Origin of the sequence: Marinitoga sp. 1197, from assembly GCF_001021165.1 — a bacterium.
Taxonomy (GTDB): Bacteria; Thermotogota; Thermotogae; order Petrotogales; family Petrotogaceae; genus Marinitoga.
In genome coordinates this window covers 1-21,060 of sequence record NZ_AZAY01000012.1, presented here as the reverse complement: position 1 = coordinate 21,060, position 21,060 = coordinate 1, and the positions used below count along the sequence as shown (strand labels likewise).

The 21,060-nt window shown below is 27.7% G+C and carries 17 protein-coding genes; 9 read left to right on the top strand and 8 right to left on the bottom strand.

What is annotated here, in order from left to right:
• Window positions 1-281 precede the first annotated feature (281 nt).
• The 8 genes from X275_RS03725 (at window position 282) to sufU (ending at window position 8,320) form a co-directional block, all read left to right on the top strand.
• Window positions 282-1,682 carry an aminopeptidase gene (locus tag X275_RS03725; RefSeq protein ID WP_047267600.1) on the top strand — a complete coding sequence of 467 codons (1,401 nt, stop codon included), beginning with the start codon at window positions 282-284 and terminating at the stop codon, window positions 1,680-1,682.
• Window positions 1,683-1,707: 25 nt separating this feature from the next.
• The gene (locus X275_RS03720; protein ID WP_047267599.1) at window positions 1,708-2,307 is read left to right on the top strand and encodes a hypothetical protein; all 600 of its coding nucleotides are present in this window, start codon (window positions 1,708-1,710) and stop codon (window positions 2,305-2,307) included.
• The gene (locus X275_RS03715; protein ID WP_047267598.1) at window positions 2,291-3,004 is read left to right on the top strand and encodes a hypothetical protein; all 714 of its coding nucleotides are present in this window, start codon (window positions 2,291-2,293) and stop codon (window positions 3,002-3,004) included. The genes X275_RS03720 and X275_RS03715 overlap by 17 nt, the downstream gene beginning before the upstream one ends.
• A 198-nt stretch (window positions 3,005-3,202) precedes the next feature.
• Entirely contained in the window at window positions 3,203-3,973 is a 771-nt protein-coding gene (gene sufC / locus X275_RS03710) for a Fe-S cluster assembly ATPase SufC (RefSeq protein WP_047267597.1), read from the top strand.
• Between the two features lies 1 nt (window position 3,974).
• A complete protein-coding gene (gene sufB / locus X275_RS03705) occupies window positions 3,975-5,390 on the top strand; it encodes a Fe-S cluster assembly protein SufB (protein WP_047267596.1) in 1,416 nt (471 codons plus the stop codon).
• Between the two features lie 116 nt (window positions 5,391-5,506).
• The gene (locus X275_RS03700; protein ID WP_047267595.1) at window positions 5,507-6,733 is read left to right on the top strand and encodes a SufD family Fe-S cluster assembly protein; all 1,227 of its coding nucleotides are present in this window, start codon (window positions 5,507-5,509) and stop codon (window positions 6,731-6,733) included.
• Window positions 6,687-7,901 (top strand): aminotransferase class V-fold PLP-dependent enzyme, encoded by a 1,215-nt coding sequence (locus tag X275_RS03695; RefSeq protein WP_231588284.1) that lies wholly within the window; start codon window positions 6,687-6,689, stop codon window positions 7,899-7,901. Before X275_RS03700 ends, X275_RS03695 begins: the two co-directional genes overlap by 47 nt.
• Window positions 7,898-8,320, top strand: a complete 423-nt coding sequence (gene sufU, locus X275_RS03690) for a Fe-S cluster assembly sulfur transfer protein SufU (RefSeq protein ID WP_047267594.1) — start codon at window positions 7,898-7,900, stop codon at window positions 8,318-8,320. The genes X275_RS03695 and sufU overlap by 4 nt, the downstream gene beginning before the upstream one ends.
• A 40-nt stretch (window positions 8,321-8,360) precedes the next feature.
• Here sufU and X275_RS03685 read toward each other — a convergent pair whose 3' ends face one another.
• From X275_RS03685 to X275_RS03650, 8 genes are read right to left on the bottom strand one after another with little or no spacing between them, the layout of a single operon-like run.
• Window positions 8,361-9,503: an MFS transporter gene (locus tag X275_RS03685; RefSeq protein ID WP_047267593.1), complete on the bottom strand. Its 1,143-nt coding sequence runs from the start codon at window positions 9,501-9,503 to the stop codon at window positions 8,361-8,363.
• A complete protein-coding gene (locus X275_RS03680; protein WP_047267592.1) occupies window positions 9,504-11,174 on the bottom strand; it encodes a phosphoenolpyruvate carboxykinase (ATP) in 1,671 nt (556 codons plus the stop codon). It lies immediately after the preceding gene.
• Window positions 11,175-11,228: 54 nt separating this feature from the next.
• Window positions 11,229-12,425, bottom strand: coding sequence for a hypothetical protein (locus X275_RS03675; protein ID WP_047267591.1), 1,197 nt, complete (start codon window positions 12,423-12,425; stop codon window positions 11,229-11,231).
• Between the two features lie 12 nt (window positions 12,426-12,437).
• On the bottom strand, window positions 12,438-13,343 hold the full coding sequence (locus X275_RS03670) for a glycosyltransferase family 4 protein (protein WP_047267590.1): 906 nt from the start codon (window positions 13,341-13,343) through the stop codon (window positions 12,438-12,440).
• A gap of 13 nt (window positions 13,344-13,356) precedes the next feature.
• Window positions 13,357-15,198 (bottom strand): nucleoside-diphosphate sugar epimerase/dehydratase, encoded by a 1,842-nt coding sequence (locus X275_RS03665; RefSeq protein WP_047267589.1) that lies wholly within the window; start codon window positions 15,196-15,198, stop codon window positions 13,357-13,359.
• An 8-nt stretch (window positions 15,199-15,206) separates the two neighbouring features.
• Window positions 15,207-16,487 carry a DegT/DnrJ/EryC1/StrS family aminotransferase gene (locus X275_RS03660; RefSeq protein ID WP_047267588.1) on the bottom strand — a complete coding sequence of 427 codons (1,281 nt, stop codon included), beginning with the start codon at window positions 16,485-16,487 and terminating at the stop codon, window positions 15,207-15,209.
• A 57-nt stretch (window positions 16,488-16,544) separates the two neighbouring features.
• On the bottom strand, window positions 16,545-18,722 hold the full coding sequence (gene infB / locus X275_RS03655) for a translation initiation factor IF-2 (RefSeq protein ID WP_047267587.1): 2,178 nt from the start codon (window positions 18,720-18,722) through the stop codon (window positions 16,545-16,547).
• Window positions 18,715-19,050 (bottom strand): L7Ae/L30e/S12e/Gadd45 family ribosomal protein, encoded by a 336-nt coding sequence (locus tag X275_RS03650; RefSeq protein ID WP_047267586.1) that lies wholly within the window; start codon window positions 19,048-19,050, stop codon window positions 18,715-18,717. Before X275_RS03650 ends, infB begins: the two co-directional genes overlap by 8 nt.
• 797 nt (window positions 19,051-19,847) lie before the next feature.
• Here X275_RS03650 and X275_RS03645 point away from each other — a divergent pair.
• The coding region (locus tag X275_RS03645) for an AAA family ATPase (protein WP_047267585.1) at window positions 19,848-21,060 on the top strand (1,213 nt) is incomplete at its 3' end.

Below are 21,060 nucleotides of genomic sequence, written 5' to 3'. Positions count from 1 at the left end.
AAGCCGAACATGGATGTGAGTCTGATACGACCGGCGAAAATATGTTATTTTTGAAGATTAGCAATTAAGGTTTGAGCAACTTTACTTTTTGGACATCGTACTAATTTTATTATACTAAAAATTTTATTATTTTTTAACCTTTATTTTAAGCTATATAATGTGAATAATCGGTTTTATAATCAATAATATAAACTATATCCCTCTATATATACTTTGAAAAAAAACTTCAATATGATACAATTTAATATAGAGAGCATTTAAAAATTCAGGAGGTGTAATTTGTGGATGTGAAAAAACTTCAGGAAAAATTGACAAGAAAAAAAGTTTCAGTCTGGGAAAAGAGGGATAGAAAGGCAATTGATGAGTATTCAAAGGGATACAAAAAATTTATAGATTATTCTAAAACTGAAAGAAAAGCTATAGAATATACAGTTAAAGAATTAGAAAAGGAAGGATTTAAACCGTTAAATTATTTTTTAGAAAAAGGTGAAATTGAAGATGGAGATAAAATATATTATGTAAATAATTACAAATCATTATTTGCAATAAAAATAAAAGGCAGTTTAACTAATGGAATTAATTTAGTAGGTGCTCATGTAGATGCACCAAGACTAGATTTGAAACCTGAACCTATAGTGGAAGATTCTGGTATAGCTATGGCAAAAACACATTATTATGGTGGAGTAAAAAAATATCAATGGTTAAATATTCCTCTTGAATTACATGGAGTAGTTATAAAAAATGATGGAACAAAGATAGATGTTTCAATAGGTGATTCAGAAGAAGATCCAGTATTTGTGATTTCAGATTTGTTACCTCATCTTGATAGAAGAAAGGGAGAAGTATCAGAAGTATTTAAAGGTGAAGATTTGAATTTATTATTAGGCACAATTTCAATATCCTATGATGAAGAAATAAAGGATAGCGTTAAATTAAATATTTTAAATATATTGCATGAAAAATATGGAATAGTTGAAGAAGATTTAATTTCAGCAGAATTAGAAGTAGTTCCTTCACTTCCGGCCAGAGATGTAGGATTTGATAGATCTTTAATAGCTGCTTATGGGCATGATGATAGAATATGTTCGTATACGGCGTTAACGGCATTGCTTGAATCAAATCCAGAAGTTAGAAGTGCAGCAATATTGTTGACTGATAAAGAAGAAATAGGTAGCGATGGAAATACAGGAGCCAAACATCATTTCTGGATTACAGTTATAAAAAAATTATTGAAATTACAGGGAAGTTCTAATATCGAATTAGATATAGACGATTGTTTAATAAATTCAACATTATTATCTGCAGATGTTTCGGCTGCATATGATCCAAATTTCAAAGATGTTCATGATCCAGCTAATGCTCCAAGATTGGGTTATGGAATTGCAATTGCTAAATATACTGGTTCAAGAGGTAAAGCAGCAACAAACGATGCAAATGCGGAAGTCTTTGGGAAATTAAGACAAATATTTAATGAAAATGGTGTTATCTGGCAAACAGGTGAATTAGGTAAAGTTGATCAAGGTGGAGGAGGAACAATAGCAAAATTCTTTGCCGAAAAGGGGTTAAGCGTTATTGATGCAGGTGTAGCCTTATTTGGAATGCATTCACCATATGAATTAGCTTCAAAAGGAGATTTGTATGAAACATATTATGCATATAAAGTATTTTTGAATAAAAATTAAAAGGATTTATAAATGGAGGAATATCTTGAAGATTTTTGCAGGAGCTCCGATTCATTTGATGGAATTTGAAAATGATAATATCAATTTAAATATAACATCCCATTCCTGGTCTTTTTTAGACCAGAATGGGGTTTCTGTTATTTTGAATAAAGATAATGTAAATATTTTTAATGGTTTAACAGAAGATGAATTGAATTCATTTGAGAATAGAATAATCAATATAAATGATGAAGATAGGATTCTTTTTATGTTACAACATGAAGGATTTAAGTTTGAAAATTATTTTTATGCTAAAATCAGGCATATAGATTTAATTATTCTAAGAATAGATTTATTAAATAATGCATCATATGATTATCTTTTTAATCTTATAATATCAAATATGTTTCTTGTAAAAATACCGATTTTACTATTCAAAATTTATAAGGAAAAACATCAAATTTCATATTTATATCCAGATAGAAATAATTATTTTATTTTTAAGGATTCTCCATATGCATATATAGAAATAGATAAAAAAAATGATAATATTATTATGCTTCATGGATACTATAGAAATAGATTGCATAATAAATTAGAATATTTTTTGAAAAAAGTCGGTGATTTAAATGAAGAATATTATTGATACAATAATTGAAAAGTTATTGTTTAAAAGAATAAAGAATATATTTTATAAGAATTATAACGAACCTATTTATGATGATAACTGTTTTTATGTCATTAATTATGGAGAAATTTCTTTAAATATTTTCAAATTAAACCAATTATTTGCGTTGATAAATCAATTTAAAAATTCAAAGAAATTTAAAAATAAAGTAGGAATATTAACCGTAAATATTTTTTCAAAAAAATATATAAAGTATATTTCTGAAATAGCAGAAATTTTTGGTATTCCGATAGTATTTCTTTATAAAAAAGATTTATATTTTATACGAGAAAATATTATAAAAAAAATATATAATAATAATAATATAATATATATTAATACCATAAAAACTTACTTTTTGAATAATCCATCTGATTTTTTATATCAATTGATGGATATAAGGCTGGAAAACCCGGAATTTTTAAGTATTAATAATATATTTTGTAAGCTGGAAAAACATGAACTTAATTCTATCTCTTCAGCATTATCTTTATATCTATTATCTTTTGAAAATGATAAAATTGTAATATATAAGCCTGAAAATAATAATTCTGTTGAATATAAATTAAAAGAACATTTTATACTAAAATTTAATTTAAAAAATTTATCGAAGATAAAAAACGGGATAACAAAATTTGATAAGAAAAAAATAGAAGTATTATTAAAATATATATAAATTCAAATTAATAAATGTTATAAAAACGCCAGGAAGCAACTGGCGTTTTTATTTTTCTGAGTTTAATCTCATAAATGAAATAAAAAGAGTATTTTTTTATTTAATAGTTACAAAAAGTACAAAATATAATTTGACTTTTATAATCATATTTAGTATAATAATATTAGAATAAATACGACAAAAAAAGGAGGAATTAAAATGTTATTAGAAGTGAAAAATTTGAAAGCAAAAGTAATAGAAGATAACAAGGAGATATTAAAAGGGGTAAATTTAAATATAAATGAAGGCGAAATACATGTTTTAATGGGTCCGAATGGATCCGGTAAATCAACGTTATCAAATGTAATTATGGGATCTCCAAAATTTGAAGTTATAGATGGTGAAATATTATTTGAAGGTAAAGACATATTGAAATTAGATACAAATGAAAGAGCGAAAATGGGGTTATTTCTAACTTTTCAACATCCTCAGGAAATTGAAGGAGTTAAAATGAGACAATTTTTAATTAATGCATATAGGCATATGCATCCAGATAAAAAAGTATCTCCTATTGAATTGAATAAAAAATTGATTAATTTATGCAAAGAAATAAATATAAAACCAGAATTTTTAGATAGATACGTAAATGCAGGATTTTCTGGTGGAGAAAAGAAAAAAAGTGAAATATTGCAATTATTCTTTTTGGAACCAAAATTAGTTATTATAGATGAAATTGATTCCGGACTTGATGTAGATGCGTTGCGTGATGTTGCTGATGCTATTAATAAACTTAAAAAAGATGATATGAGTATCTTAATGATTACACATTATCAAAGAATATTAAAATATTTACAACCAGATTATGTTCATGTTTATGTAGATGGAAAAATTGTATATACTGGCGATGCAAAATTAGCTGAAGAAATAGAAGAAAAGGGTTATAATATATTGAGTGAATATGTTGATGTAGATACAGTGAAGGAGTGGTAATATGAAAGATATAAATGATATAAATTATGAAGATTTGATGATAAATCAATCAAAATTTGATTTTAGAAATGAAGCGAAATATTCTTATAAAACTCCTCCGGGGTTAAACGAGAAAATAATAAAAGAAATTTCAGAGGCAAAGGATGAACCAAAATGGATGTTAGAACATAGATTGCAGGCTTTTAAAATATTTGAAAATTACCATGAGCCTAATTTTGGTGTTGATATAAGAAAGTTGGATTTAAGTAAAATAGTAGCATATATGAAGCCTGATGCTAAAAAATCAACTTCATGGGAAGATGTTCCTGAAGAAATAAAAGATACATTTGAAAAATTAGGAATACCTGAAGCTGAAAGAAAAGCATTAGCTGGAGTTGGTGCACAATATGATTCAGAAGTTGTATACCAACATATACAGAAAGAATTAAATGATTTAGGCGTTATCTTTCTTGATATGGAAAGCGCTGTAAAAGAATATCCTGATCTGGTAAAAGAATATTTTATGAAATTAGTTCCTTCACATAATCATAGATATGCAGCTCTTCATGGTGCGTTATGGAGTGGAGGTTCTTTTTTATATGTGCCAAAAGGAGTAAAGGTTCCTCTACCATTGCAGGCATATTTCAGAATGAATAATCCAGGTATGAGTCAGCTGGAGCATACATTAATAATTGCTGATGAGGGATCGGAAGTGGAATTTATTGAAGGTTGTTCCGCACCATTTTATAATGTAACGAATCTTCATGCTGGTATGGTTGAAATATATGTAAAGAAAGGCGCAAAAATGAAATATTCTACCATACAAAATTGGAGTAAAAATACATACAATCTGAATACAAAACGTGCAATTGTTGATGAAGAAGGTTCTATGGAATGGGTTTCTGGTTCATTGGGAAGCTTTAAAACAATGTTGTATCCTATGACTATATTGCGAGGTAAAGGTGCAAAAAATAGTTCAGTTACTTTGACTTATGCAGGGCCAAACCAACATTTAGATACAGGTTCTAAGGTTTTTCATCTTGCTCCTTATACAAGTTCAATAATAAATGCAAGAAGTATAAGTATTGGTGGAGGCTGGGCTTTTTATAGAGGTTGGGTAAAAATAGGAGAAAATGCAAAAGGTGCTAAATCATCTGTCGAATGTAATGCATTAATGCTTGATAATAAATCAAAAAGTGACACTGTTCCATTAATCGAAGTATTCACAGATGATGCTGACGTTGGACATGAAGCTAAAATCGGAAGAATATCCGAAGAACAAATATATTATCTAATGTCAAGGGGTTTATCTGAGATAGATGCAAAAAATATGATAGTTAGAGGCTTTATAGAACCGCTTGTAAAAGAATTACCTTTAGAATATGCTCTTGAATTAAATAAGCTAATTAATTTAGAAGTAGAGTCGTCTATTGGATGAGGTTTTTGAATATTTAGTAATTAGCTCGAATATTCAGCTAATTTGCTCGAATGTTCAGCAATCTATGAAAATAAAAAAACTTGTTTTATTGATGGGATAATATTGGAGGTGTATTTATGTATGAAAAATCTTTAGTGTTGAATCATAATGACTTTTTTGCAACAGAATGGAGTGTGCCTGAAATAAAATCTGAAAAAGATTATGGTATAATAGAATTGGAAGAAGCAAAAAATTTTTTTTCTAATAAAGAATTAAATAAATTTCGTATAAATAAATTTGAAGAGTATAAAAGATTAGGGTTTCCAAAATGGAAAAGAGCAAAACTAAATGGATTTGATCCAATAAAATATATTTCAGATTTTAATGCACTGATCTCCGAAAATTTAATTAGTTTAAATGATATGGACAATGATGGAATGAAAATATTAAACGAAATGGATTTTGACGGTTCACATAGAAAATTTTTATTAATGACAGACACTTTTTTTAACGCAGGATATTATTTACATACAAAAGAAAATCAAGAAGATGAAATATATGCATTTGAAGCATTAATTGATAACAAAAATCCTTTATATGATCTGGGAGTTATAAATTTGGAGGAAAACAGCAAAGCAACATTAATTAGATTTGTAAAATCTAAAGGAAGTAGTTCGAGAATAGCTTCGTTAAGGGGAAAATTAAAAGAAAATTCAGAATTAACATTGATAAACGTTAATTTATATAATAATGATATTTCAACTGATAATATGTTTTTTGATATTGGTAAAAAAGCTAAATTAACTTTATATGATATAAATATCGGTGGAAAAATAACTGCACCACATATAGTTGTGAGAATGGCTCAGGAAAATGGGAATGTAAATGTATATCCATATTATCTTTCCCAGGAGTCTGAAGTTATAGATATGTTTTATTTAATAAGATATTATGCACCAGAAACATTTGGACATATACTTGGACATGGTGTTTTAATGGATGAATCAAGAGTTATTTTTAGGGGTAATCTGGATATTAAAAAAGGAGCTAAAAATGCAGATGCAGGAGAGCAGGATTTCAATCTCGTATTATCAAACAAAGCAAAGGTTATGGCATATCCATCATTATATGTCGATGAAAATGAAGTAAATGCAGGTCATGCAGCGAGTGTTGGAAGCATAGAAGAGGATAAGCTTTATTATATGATGACCAGAGGATATAGTAAAAATGATGCAAAAAAAGAAATTGCTTCAGGAATATTTGAACCAGCAATATCTTTTATTAATAAATATAATTCTAAGATAGCGGGGGAATTAAATGATGTTATACAAAAGAGATTTGATAGAGAATTTTCCAATTCTTAAAAGAAAAATAAACAGTAGAAATTTAGTATATTTTGATAATTCTGCAACAACATTAACACCTGTTAGAGTTACAGATACAATCAAAGAATTTTATGATTATCATAATGCAAATGTGCATAGAGGTGCACATTTGCTTTCCAATGAAGCAACAGAAATGTATGAAAATTCAAGAAAAACGGTTGCTAAATTTATAAATGCAAAAACACATGAAATTATCTTTACAAGAGGAACAACAGAATCTATAAATCTGTTTGCATATTCAATAGGTAAAAGCGGATGGCTTGATAACAAAGAAATTTTAATTACTACTATTGAACACCATTCTAATTTTGTTCCATGGCAACAATTATCAAAGACATTTGGTTTTTCTGTACGATACTATAATCCTGAAAAAGGTATTTTTGTATTAGAAGAGTTTCTAAAATACGTGAACAAAAACACAAAACTAATTAGTATTACAGGTCTTTCAAATGTAACAGGTCAAATAATGCCAATAAAAGAAATTATAGAATTTGCACATAAAAGAGATATCTTAGTTCATATTGATGGAGCACAGTTAGTTCCGCATTTAGGAGTAGATGTTAGTGAATTAGATGTAGACTTTCTTTCATTCTCTGGTCATAAAATGTTAGGTCCTATGGGAATAGGAGTATTTTATGGAAAGAAAAGATTGTTAAAAAAATTACCCCCATTTCATTATGGAGGTGAAATGATTAACTGGGTAAGTATGGAAGAAACAGATTTTGCAGAACTACCAGAAAAATTTCAAGCAGGAACTCCAAATGTTGGCGGAGCTGTAGGATTAAAAGCTGCCATAGATTATATTAATGAAATAGGAATAGATGTAATAAAAATGCATTCTGAAAAATTGACAAAATATGCTGTAGAGAAATTAAAAGAATTAAATTTTGTAAAATTATATGGTCCAGAAAATAGAATATCGATAATATCATTTAATATAGATAATATTCATCCGCATGATGTCGCACAAATTTTAAGTGATAAATTTGGAGTTGCCGTTAGAAGCGGGCACCTATGCGCTCAACCGCTTTTAAAACGACTTGAAACAAAATCGGTATGCAGAGCAAGTTTTTATTTTTATAATTCAGAAGAAGAAGTGGATATATTCATCGATGGCTTAAAATATATCAAGGAGTGGTTTTCATGAGTTTAGAAGATTTATATTCAGATATAATATTGGATTATGCAAGAAATCCGCAATTTCAGGGTAAAATAGAGAACGCAACTATAAAAGAAGAAGGGAAAAATCTTTCGTGTGGAGACGAAATAACTTTATTTTTAAGAGTTGAAGATAAAGTTATTAAAGAAGTAAAATTTAGTGGTCATGGATGTATTGTAAGCCAATCATCAGCCGCTCTATTGTGTGAAGTAATTGAAGGGAAAACTTTAGAAGAAGCAGAAAAGATATTAGAAGAAGTAGAAAAAATGGCTCAGGGAGATGAATTTGATGAGTCGATAGTTGGCAATGTTTCAGTATATTCTGAAATATCAAAATTTCCTGTTAGAGTAAAATGCTTTACTCTCGCCTGGCACACCCTTGAAAATTCATTAGATGAAATAAAATAAGAAGCTGTTTATTATTAACAAATAATCCCTGTATCAGGGATTATTTGTTTTTTATTAATATTATAGTTAATATTATTCCAAAAATACCGAATATCCATAGGCTATTTAAAATAAATGCCACATTGTTCCCAAAGAAGAACGAATATATTGTGATCAAAACATTTCCTATTGCTCTGGTAAATCCCATTAATGCTCCTGATGCAAAGCTTTTATTTTCAGGTAATAATTGTTGTGCATAATGAACATTTACTGACATAGTCAAAAACATAAATGCATCAGCCAGAATGTATGAAATTGCAAGTATCCATATGTTTTCAGAGGCTGAAAATAAAAATACCAGTATGGAAAAAGCAGAAAAATATAATAGATTTATAAATTTAACTCCTTTTTTTTCTTCTAATTTAGCACCTAATAAATTTGAAAATGTTCCTGCAAGAAATCCTAATGTTACTAAAAGTCCCCCTATTGTCAGATCATATCCAAGCATTCTAGATTTTATCGGAACATACGATCTAAACATTATGCTAATAAAAGCTCTATGTATGGTTAAAAACCATATAGGAGCAATATATTTAAAATCTCTAAAACTTTCAAAAAATTTTGCTTTTTTATTTTTGGGTTTTAAATGTTTATGAGTTTTGAAATAATTATATGCGAAGTAGAATAATACTGTATAAATTAGAATTCCGATGATTCCAATATATGTAGCATTTTTCAAATTATAGTGACTGACAAAAAAGGTTATAAATATAGGACCCAGTGCATATCCAAATGTTCCGCCTACCATATAAATAGCAAGTGTAGTACTCTTTTCTTTTCCAATAGTTCCACTAATACCTGCTCCAAGAGGTTCTTGAGCAGCACTTCCAAGATATCCAATTAAAAATATCACAAATAAAAACCATATCGACTTTGTATAACCTAAAAATAATATAGGAACCATTGTTATTAATACTGATAAATATAAGAAAACGAGTTTTTTATTTGATTTATCAGCAATATATCCAAAAAAAATTTGACTGAAAGAGGACACCAGAGTTAAAATCGATGCCATCATTACAAAAATTTTTGGTTCATTTACATTAAAATACTCCATAAAAAATGGAATCAAAGGTTTAAAATAAGATTTAAAAAAACTTGTAAAAAAATTGGTAAATGTTATATATATTGCTAACGGTTCCATTTATTCCTCCAATAACTCTTTTTTATTTTTTTTACATACATTGATTAAATTTTCTATTGTTTCACTGCACTCAGAAGGCAATTTATCTATTCCGCCTCTTTCTGTTTCCCGAGATTTTATAAATTCAATTCTTCTTTTCATTGAATTTATAAAATTTGAAATATAGTTTTTATCGTTCATATCTGGTATAAATCCATCAACCTCCATTATTTCCATTCCCTCTGCCCATTTTTTAAATTCTGCCTTCCCTTCTACTACTTGCTCTATAACAGATAAGGTTATCTCTTTTGTAATTTTATTGTTCATAAAATATCCCGTGTTAAGAATATAGCATTGTATCCCTTTTTCAAATAATTTTTTGAAGCTGTAATAATCTTCAGACAACGCATATGTTCTAAATGGATTAGCATATGGTTCAAATACAAGAGCATTGGGATCAATTCCTTCAGCCAATTTTTCTGCAGATGTTCTTTTGGTGGCCAATGTTGCTCCAAGAGTTGACGCCAATATTGGATCATTTATTTTTACTATAGGTGGTAATACCGGATCTTTCATCAACCAGAATATAGCATTTATAGGTTCTTCTATTTTATATACCCTATTTGGAGACCATAATTTTGATTTTAATGCTCGACCATTACCATTTCTTATATCTTCTGTTACTGGAATTATTCTTCCTTCCTCATCTAATGTTGCTCCACAATTTTGTATAGTCAAAAGATATTTGTTATCTTCGGAATTTGCAGGGTAATCAGCCGTTTTATCAAAATATGAAGGTTCTAACGATATTGTTGATCCATCGGCCATTGAAATTATAAAAGCATCGTCATGTAAAACGGTTATATCATATTTACCATTATGTTTTGCATGAGTTAGTGTAGACTTTCCTGAACCAGACAGTCCAAAAAATGCAGCAACATAATTTTCATTATCTTTTAGGGTATATTTTTTTAGCCCTCCATGACATGATGCATAACCATTCCTATTAGCAGTTCCCCATCCAAGAGTTAAAGTTCCTTTTTTAAATTCTCCAAAATATCTCATACCCAATATTGCAGCACAATTATGTTGTGGATCAAAAAAAGATAATCCCAACGGAAAATCAGGATGTTTCCAATCAGGATCAGAAAAAATATATATATCGCCTTCATTCAGGACTCTGGATTTTTCATAAATTTTTATAAAGTCAACGGTTAATGGTTGAAAATTCAATAACCAATTATATAAAATATTCTCATGTCCTTCCGGTATTAACAAATGGTTTTTAACTATAAAATCTTCATGTAATCCTGTAAAGGATATAGCATGGTACATTTTCTTAAATCTTGTTTTATAAACAGCTTCTCTAATTATTTCTGCATATTTTTCTTCGTCAACACCAGGTTCTCCAATTATTTTTCTTCCTGCAGCATATCTTCCTGTAATTGCACCATCATTAAATATCAATATTTTTGTTCCTTCATCAAGGGCCAATAATTCTGGTTTGTAAACATTAATATCTGTAACAATTGTTCCAGGTGAATTTTTAGCCAGTTTGTAAGCTTCTTTTGGAGAATCAACCTTTATTACATTATTTCCATAAAAAGCAGTTTCAATAGTAGTTCTTATTTTTGAAAATATTGGATTTTTATATGATATTTCATCTCTGGTAAAAAAACTTTTTGTTGCCAATTCTAAATACCTCCTGATTCGAAAAATAAAATAAAAAAATATTTATGTTGTTTTTTATGCTATTTGATTTAAGTTTTTTCCTATTTTTTTCATCAGTTTTTTATACCATTTTTTATACTCCATAATCATTCCTTCATCAGAATTTTTCAAATATTCTTCAATATAATATTCCAAATTTATCTTTTTAAAATCAGCTTTAAGTTTATCCTTTAGTTCATAAATAGTTTCTATACCATAAATCAGAATTAAACTTTTTAATAATTTTTCTTCTTTTTTTTCTTCATCATCGTCCAAAACTTTTTTATTAAACACTTCATAGCTTTTTTGTATTTCAATATATATGCTTTGTAGTTTTTCTTCACGGCTTAACGTATAATCATTTTCATATTCACTTTCATCGAGCATGTTTCGTATTTCTTCTTCGATTTCATCTATTATTTCCCATAATGTTTCGTTTTCATCACTGTTTTCATCATCTTCCATAAATATTTCTATATCTATATCATCATTATCTTTCTTTTGTTTTTTCATTTCTGCTATAAAGTTTGTGAATGTTTTTAAAGATTCTTCAGGATTGTTGAGTGACATGCTCTGGGATAAATTATTAATATTATATAATTGAAAGATATTATCTTCAATATTTTTTAATTCATTATAACCAACAATCTTTATTCTTTCAGATACGTGTTTTAAAAATGCTTCCTGATTTATAATTTCAGGTAATACATTTAATCTGAATTTATTAAATTCACCTATCAATGATTTATAAAACTTTTTTATTTCAGTCATGGTTGTTTTAATATTTATATCAAATACACTTTGATAATCATATCTTGAAAATATAAAATGATGTTCATAATATCTGCCAATTTTATTTATATAAATGGCGGAAAAGTCCACACTTTCATTTATTGTATAAATCATTAATTCTTGATTTATTATATTCTCAGTAAGCATTAATGAATCCGTTGAAATAAATGAAAACATGGTTTTCATTCTGCTATTAAAATATTTGTTTAATCTAAAAATCGTTAAAAGGGTTGGAATATATTCCAGCTCCACATCTATTGAATTAGAGATTTCAACACTAAATTCATCAGGTCTCCATATAAAATTACCTGTTTTGGCTTTTATTTCAAATATATATTTTTCTTCAACATCATCATCAATAGAATCTGCGAACCAGAATTTCTTTATAACCTTTGGATATAATTCAAAATACGATCCATCTATACCTTTTAATAAGGCCATATTTTCCCTCCATTAATCATAGGAATATAACTTTAAATATATTCCTAAAAATAAAAATTCGATTATTGCCAATCCTAATCCAACATAAGGGTAATCCCAACTTATAATTCCAATTATACCAAATAAAAATGAAAAAATATATGTAATTATTGCAGTTTTTTTTATAGTGGTATTATATTTTCTTTTTATTTTATCATAAATATGATCTCTATCTCCAGAAAATGGAGAACGATTGTTCAGGACTCGTCTCAAAAAACTGAAAAATATATCTGTATAAAATAACGTTGAAACTATTACAGAAATTGCAAAACCGCCAAAACCATGATTTGAAACCATTATAACAGTTAAATAGAATATAGTATATCCTAAAAAGTACGAACCTGCATCACCAAGAAAAATTTTTGCGGGATAAAAATTAAATATTAAAAAGCCAATAATAGCCATAACTATATATACGTAATCAAAATGTTTTGAAATTATACTTAAAAATAATATAACAAATAGCGTATTTCCTCCACAAATTCCATCCATACCATCTATCATATTAACAGCATTTATTAAAGTAACTCCAAGTATCGTCAATATAATAAAATATATTACACCAATAGAGTTATAAAAAGGTATCAATGTCAATACAATTCCTATAAGCTCGCTAAACAATCTGAATTTTGGAGAAACATTATATATATCATCCATTAATCCCAAAATTAACATCAATGTTCCAAAAATAATAAATCTAATATCTTTTATAAACCATATACTTGATAAATATATAGATACTCCTCCAAGATACGGTGTAACTTTTTGATGTATTTTTAAATTTTCATCTGGTTTATCCACGATATCAAATTTTTTTGCAATAGGTATCATAATATAGGTAATTGCTACAGATAATAAAAAAACGGTTAAGTACAACATTTCACACCTCTTATCAATAAGCTATATCATATTTTATTTTTGATGTTGCTTCTGGTATATAGTTTTTTATCAATCTATTTGCCATTTCAAAATCGTTTTCTTCAAATATTTTTACTATATCTTCGATAAGTTTTATCAATTCTAAGTTATTTAATATATTGTTTTCTTTTAATATAAAGATTCTTTCATTTTTTGTTTTTAAAAATTCTTCAGAATCTAAAAATAATTCTTCATATAATTTTTCTCCTGGACGAATACCTGTATACACAATTTCTATATCCTGATCAGGAATATACCCCGAAAGTTTTATCATATCCTTTGCCAATTTATCTATCAATACAGGCTCTCCCATATTTAAAACAAATACTTCGCCTTTATTTGAAAAGGCTCCAGCCTGCAGTACTAATGCAACCGCCTCAGGAATTGTCATAAAATATCTTTTCATTTCAGGGTGTGTTACTGTAACCGGTCCGCCCTTTTCTATCTGTTCTTTGAATATAGGAACAACACTCCCTCTACTTCCTAAAACGTTTCCAAATCTCACAATTCCAAATTTTGTATCAGAATATCTTGCTATAGATCTGATTATTATTTCTCCAAATCTTTTTGAACTTCCCATTATTGATGTTGGATTAATTGCTTTATCTGTTGATATAAAAATAAAGCGTTTTACTCCATTTTCTATAGCATTTTTAGCAAGTATATATGTTCCATATGCATTAACCCTGAATGCTTCTGAAGGATTTTTTTCCATTAAAGGAACATGTTTGTGTGCTGCAGCATGAAACACAACATCAATATTAAATCTATTAAATATATGTTTTATCCTATATTCATTAGTTACATCACTTATAATTTCTACTATTTTTAAGTTTGGAAACTTTTCTTTAAGTTCTTTAGATATATGAAAAATACTATTTTCTCCACGTCCTAAGATTAGCAAATTTTCAGGATTAAATGCAGCAATCTGTCTGCAGATTTCTGATCCGATACTTCCTCCTGCTCCGGTGATAAGAACGTTTTTACCCGTTATATAATACTTTATTTCTTCAAAATTTACTTTTATTTCCTTTCTTCCCAATAAATCTTCTATATTTACATCTCTTAAGAAACCAAGTGATATTTTATTATTTAGTATTTCAAAAATTCCTGGTAATGTTTTTAATCTAACATTTTTAGTGTCTATTCTATCTATTATATTTTTTAATTGCTCGGATGTAGCGGAAGGTATGGCTATAATTACTTCATTGATTTCAAATTTTTTTACAACAGACATTACTTCATCGGTTTTTCCAAGTACATTTATATTTCTTATTTTTCTACCAACCTTTGATTCATCATCATCTAAAAAACCAATAACTTTTCCATATTCAGGATGTCTTAAAAATTCGTCTAAAAGTTCAACACCAGCTTCACCAGCTCCTATTATAATTATCTTTTTATTTGAATTATTTTGGATGTTGTTATTTCTCTGCTTTGAAAACCACCAAACTCTACTGAAAATAATTAATAAAGCTCCTAGTAATGCAGTTATAAAACCAACAGTAATGGGTATTACAAGATTATAAAACCATAATCTTCTTAATGCTTCTATAATCAAAAAGTTCAATAAATATCCTGAAAACGAGGAATAAATGATGGGTTTTATTTCTTTTAATGTAGCAAAACGCCATATATGATCATATATTCTATGATAATACATTACCAGAACCATAATAATTGGAAAAAGTATAACGGGATATATATATTTTTGCATTTCAATAAAATCTGTTTGAAATCTAAAAAATAATGCTATAAAATAACTTAAAAGAAAAATTATATAATCTATAGTCATTAATTCTATTTTCTTTTTCATTTTCTCCCCTACTTTTTAAACTCATTCAGTATTTTTTTTAGCATTTGTACTACATATCTTTGTTTATCAATTGTTAAATCAGTATAAAATGGAATTGCTATAGTTAATGATGATATCAGTTCTGTAACCGGATAATCACCTTCTTCATAACCATATAATTCTCTATAAAATTTTTGTAAATGTACAGGAGAAAAATAATTTTTAGATTGAATTCCTTTCATGTTAAGTCTATTTATTACATTATAAGTAATACTTTTAATTTCTTTTAATAAATTTCTCCAATTTTTTCTATCCTCAGCATCTATATATAAAGGTATATTTCCGTTTTTTACATATTCTGGAATATCAATAAATTCAGAAATCCAATCAATTGATAATCTTACAACAAAAACAAACCAACTCATCTTTGTTGTATATTCTTCTATTTTAGGTAAAATTACTCTGTTATCGTCTTTAAATAACTGATAATAATTTTTTGCAACCTGTTCTCTTTTTTCCAGTATTTCATCCAATCTTTTCATTTGAATATATCCAAGCCCTGCTGAGAGTTCATCCATTCTATAATTATATCCCAATCTTACATGCTCCAGCCATTCTTCGGAATCTCCTCTTCCCTGATTTGCCATAGAACGGCATAATTTTGCTAATTCGAAATTATCTGTAACAATCATACCACCTTCACCTGTGGTAATTTGTTTATTTGGATAAAATGCAAATGTTCCCGCTTCACCAAATGTCCCTGCATATTTTCCTTTGTATTTTGCACCTATTGCCTCGCATGAATCCTCGATGACTTTCCAATTATTTTTTTTACATAATACAAGAGCTTTATCCCAGTCTATTGGTTGCCCGAATATATCAACACCCATAAAAAAATTAATATCATTAAGTTTATTTATTCGTCTATATATTGGATGATTGGAATCTTTTATGGACTCTTCTATTTTATCAAGATCGATATTATAATTATATGGGTCTATATCAATAAATACAGGATGTGCTCTTTCAAAGAGCGCTACATTTGCAGAAGCAATAAATGTAAATGGTGTAACAATCATACCATTATTTTCTTTGATATTCAAAGCTTTTAAAATAAGATGCAAGGCTGATGTCCCACTATTAACTGCTATTGCTTCTTTAACTTTAAAATAATTTTTCATAATTTCCTCAAATTTATTCAAATAAGATCCAAGTGCAAGTCTTTTTCTATCAAAGATTTTATTTATTATTCTTTTTTCTGCATCTGTTAAACTAGCAGAAGAAAGCGGAACAGTTAAGGAATTACTCAAAACACTCACCCCTATATTAATAAGCTCGCTAAAAGCGAGCTTTTTTAAAGATATTTATTATTCATCCTTTTTTCCAAATTCCAGAGTTCTTTCCACTTGAATAAATCTATAAAATTCCATTTCATCGCCATCGTTAATATCATCAAAATTCAGTATTTTTATGCCACATTCTTTTGGAGCATCTATTCTCTTTACTTCATCCTTATAATGTCTTAATGATTCTATTTTGCCATCATAAACCAATTTACCCTGTCTGTATAATCTAACCCCGCCGTCTCTTTCAACATAACCTTCCTTTAACTGTATCCCGGCTATATTTCCGACTTTTTTTATTTTAAATACCTGTTTTACTTCACCAGAACCTGTAATTTCCTCTTTTTCTTCAGGTTCTAACATACCCTGTAAGGCCTTCTTTAAATCATCTATTAAATTAAATATAATATCATATCTTTTGATTTGTATATTTTCGTGTTCTGCATATTTTACCGCTCCACTATCTGCTTTTACTCTAAATCCTAAAACAACGGCATCAGAGGCTGTTGCAAGCATAATATCACTTTTTGTTATTGCACCAATTCCACCGTGAATAACTTGCAATTCTATTTCAGGATTTTTAAGTTTTGCAATAGCATTCTTTAACGCTTCTAACGAACCAAATGTATCAGCTTTCAAAATTATATTTAATGTTTTTTGTTCCCCATCCTCTCTCATCATTCTCAAAGCGTCTTCAAGTCTTATATGCCTTTTCTGAACAACTTTTTCCTCAAGAGCCTTTTTCTTCTCAACATATTCTCTTGCTTCATGTAGAGTTTTTACTCCATATAATATTGAATGCATATCAGGGACTTCTTCAAAACCTAATATTTGAACTGGATCTGAAGGTCCGGCAGCTTTGACATTCTTACCATTTGGATCTATCATCCTTCTAACCTTTCCAAATGTACTACCAGCAACAAAATAATCTCCAACTTTTAAATTTCCATCTTTTATTATAGTTGTTGCAACTGGCCCTAAAAACTTATCTAATTTACTTTCTATAATAACCCCACGAGCTAAACCTTCTGGATAACATTTTATTTCCTGCATTTCTGAAACAAGCAATATCATTTCCAATAATTCATCTATTCCCTGACCTGCCTTTGCAGAAATTGGCACAGTTATTGTGTCACCGCCCCAATCTTCAGGTATTAGATTTAATTTTGCAACCATTTGTTGTTTTGTTAAATCTATATTAGCATTTGGTTTATCTATTTTGTTAATAGCTACAATTATTGGTACATTAGCATTTTTTGCATGGTTATATGCTTCTATTGTTTGAGGCATTACTCCGTCATCTGCCGCGATTATTAAAACAACTATGTCTGTAGCTTGTGCTCCTCTTGCTCTCATTTCTGTAAAAGCTTCGTGTCCAGGGGTATCAATAAATGTTATTTTTTTACCTTCATAATTAACCTGATAAGCACCTATAGACTGTGTAATACCTCCAGCTTCTTTTTCAGCAACTTTTGTATTTCTTATATTATCAAGTAACGTGGTTTTACCGTGGTCAACATGTCCCATAATAGTAACAACTGGAGCTCTTTCTATGAGTTTATCTGCTTTTTCTTCATATAATTTTGCCCATCTTTCTTTTAAAACTTCTTCTGGATCTACTTTGTCCAAGTGTTTCTTCTGATTCTCAATCTTTTCTTCAGTTATTTCCAGTAATGCATTAAACATCATAGCGATTTCTTCGGCTTGATCTTCTGTTAATGCTTGACCAGGTCTTAAGACTTTACCTTTCATAAAAAATTCTTTTATAATATCGTTTTGCCCTTTTCCCAACTTCTGAGCTAATATATCTAATTTTAACTCAGATTTTTTAACTTTTATTTCTTTTATTTCATCATCATCTTTCTTTTGTTCTTTATATTTTGTCTTTTCATTTTTTGATTTTTTCTGAATATGTTTTTTATCATTTTTTTTATGTTTATCTTTTTTATCAAATTTGCTTTCTTTTTTGACTTCTTCTTTTTTGACTTCTTCTTTTTTGAACTCTTCTTTTTTTATTTCTTCTTTTTTCTTATTTTTATTTAATTTCTCTTTATAATATTCTTTTATTGTTTTAACATCTTCATCTTCCAATGAAGACATATGGCTTTTTAAATTGTATCCTAAGTCTTTTAATTCTTCTAAAAAATCTTTAGCCTGAAACCCCAATTCTTTAGCTAATTGATATACCCGCGTCTTAGACAATTGAATCACCTCCAGCATTCACTACATCCTTAATTCCTTTAACTATATTTTCATCTAACACACCTACCACGCTAATTTCCTCTTTACCAAGAGATCTTCCTAAATCTATTTTAGAAAAGTTTTTTAACAAAACATAAGGAACTTTATATGTCTTACATTTTTTTATAGTCTCTTCTTTTATTGATTCACCAACATCTGAAGCTATAATAATAAATTTTGATTTTCTCTTTGGATTTCTAATATATTCTCTTATATTATCTTTTCCAAAAATTATTTTTCGCATTCGAGCAGCAAAACCTAATAAATTTATAATTTTTTGTTCATTCATTTCTTTACCCCCAATTCTCACTTTTCAAAATAATTATAACATATAAAACAGGAATAAAGAAATGTTCATTATATCATAGAAATTAAATAACAAATCCTTAACAAAGGAATATCTATAAAATAGAATACAATTTAACTACTGTAAGCAGTTAAAAAAAATCTTTCATTCATTAACTCTAACATATTTTGCTTCGAAAAAAATAATAATTACGATGTCTAAATAATAATTTTGATTTTTTATATTCTTCTATCTTCAACTTGATTTTCTAAGAAAAGCTGAAAAAGGCCTTTGAAATAGCAAATAAAATAGAAAGGGGTTATTAATTTGAGAAACAAAATAATTCCTATAATGAATATTAAAGATAAGCTGTATTTTGGAAACACTATTTTAAAAATATCATCAATCAAAATTTCAATTTTAGTTTTATTATTCTAAACCAATATTTTAAATTCATATGAACATTAAAATAGAGTTTTTAAAATAAAGATATTATTAAAAAGATGTTGATAGAATAATTATGATATAATAGATATAGACATCAAATTACCAGCGTAAGCGAAAATATTTGCTTTGCAAATATTTTAAGAATTTATTTTTTAAAATAAAATGATTTTATCCTAATCTTTACCAAAGGAGAGCGACAGCTCAAAAGTTTTTTTAATTAAAATCCAATTTTTAATCCAAAAACCCGCCGTAGGCGTGTATGTTTTCTTTGAAAATATTGAAATGTTTTAATTTAAAAATCTTAAATCTTTATCCTATAACCCGCCGCAGGCGTGTAACACCGGAGGTGAGCCATGAGAAAAAAAATACCATATGGAGAACAAAATTTTGAAAGAGTAATAATGCAGAATTATTATTACATAGATAGAACAAAATATATAGAAAAATTAGAATCATTAAATGAAAAAAATATAGTGTTTTTAAGGCCAAGAAAATTTGGAAAAACATTGTTCTTAGATACACTTGCAAAGTATTATGATATCAATTATGCAGGGAAATTTGAAAAATTATTTAAAAACTTATACATAGGAAAAAATCCAACATCGTTAAAAAGCAGTTATTATATCTTGTATATGGACTTTTCTGGAATACAAACAGAAAATAAAGAAAAATTAATAAATAGTTTTAAAAATAAAGTTATACGTTCTCTTGATAATTTTAAAAATGATTATAAATTAAAAATAAAAATAGAAAAAGAACTAACAGAACCAGCAGATATTCTTGGCTCATTTCTTGACGGAATAAAGAATGAAATAAGAAAACCAATATACTTATTAATAGACGAATATGATCATTTTGCAAATGAATTATTGAGTTTCAATCTTGATTTATTCAAAGACAGCGTAACAAAACATGGATTTGTAAGGAAATTCTATGAAGAAATAAAAAAAGGAACAAAAACAATAATAGAAAGACTATTCATGACAGGAGTAAGTCCAATAATGTTAGACTCATTAACCAGTGGATTTAATATAACTAAAAATAAAACAATAGATATAAAATTCAACGAGATGCTTGGATTTAAAGAAGAAGAAGTAAAAGAATTATTGAAATATTATGACATATATTCAGAAAAATTATTAAAAGAAATGCAGGAAAATTATAATGGATATATATTCAACATAAACGCAAAAGAAAAAGTATATAATCCAGACATGGTATTTTATTTTATAACAGAATATTTTTCAGAAAAAAAACCACCAGAAAAAATAATAGATGACAACATAATGAGCGATTACAAAAAAGTACAGAATTTATTTAGTCTTGGTGAATTACTTGGAGTAAAAATAGACAAAAACAACAAAAAAGAACTAACAGAAAAAGAAAAACAAGAAGCAAAAGAAAGTCCAAAAAAAATAATAGGGAAATTACTAAATGAAATACTATTAACAGGAAGAACAACATTACCAGAACTCACAACAATGTTCAACCCAGGAAAAAGGATAGAAATAAAAGATATAAAATCATTATTATTCTATCTTGGATTCATGACATTTGAAAAAAAAG

What these genes read in the sequence shown, in the direction of transcription:
- sufB (WP_047267596.1), top strand. Translation starts at nt 3,975, where the DNA reads ATGAAAGATATAAATGATATAAATTATGAAGATTTGATGATAAATCAA.
- X275_RS03675 (WP_047267591.1), bottom strand. Translation starts at nt 12,425, where the DNA reads ATGGCCTTATTAAAAGGTATAGATGGATCGTATTTTGAATTATATCCA.
- X275_RS03650 (WP_047267586.1), bottom strand. Translation starts at nt 19,050, where the DNA reads ATGAATGAACAAAAAATTATAAATTTATTAGGTTTTGCTGCTCGAATG.
- X275_RS03665 (WP_047267589.1), bottom strand. Translation starts at nt 15,198, where the DNA reads ATGAAAAAGAAAATAGAATTAATGACTATAGATTATATAATTTTTCTT.
- X275_RS03700 (WP_047267595.1), top strand. Translation starts at nt 5,507, where the DNA reads ATGTATGAAAAATCTTTAGTGTTGAATCATAATGACTTTTTTGCAACA.
- X275_RS03685 (WP_047267593.1), bottom strand. Translation starts at nt 9,503, where the DNA reads ATGGAACCGTTAGCAATATATATAACATTTACCAATTTTTTTACAAGT.
- sufC (WP_047267597.1), top strand. Translation starts at nt 3,203, where the DNA reads ATGTTATTAGAAGTGAAAAATTTGAAAGCAAAAGTAATAGAAGATAAC.
- X275_RS03695 (WP_231588284.1), top strand. Translation starts at nt 6,687, where the DNA reads ATGATGTTATACAAAAGAGATTTGATAGAGAATTTTCCAATTCTTAAA.
- sufU (WP_047267594.1), top strand. Translation starts at nt 7,898, where the DNA reads ATGAGTTTAGAAGATTTATATTCAGATATAATATTGGATTATGCAAGA.
- X275_RS03670 (WP_047267590.1), bottom strand. Translation starts at nt 13,343, where the DNA reads ATGTTGTACTTAACCGTTTTTTTATTATCTGTAGCAATTACCTATATT.
- X275_RS03715 (WP_047267598.1), top strand. Translation starts at nt 2,291, where the DNA reads ATGAAGAATATTATTGATACAATAATTGAAAAGTTATTGTTTAAAAGA.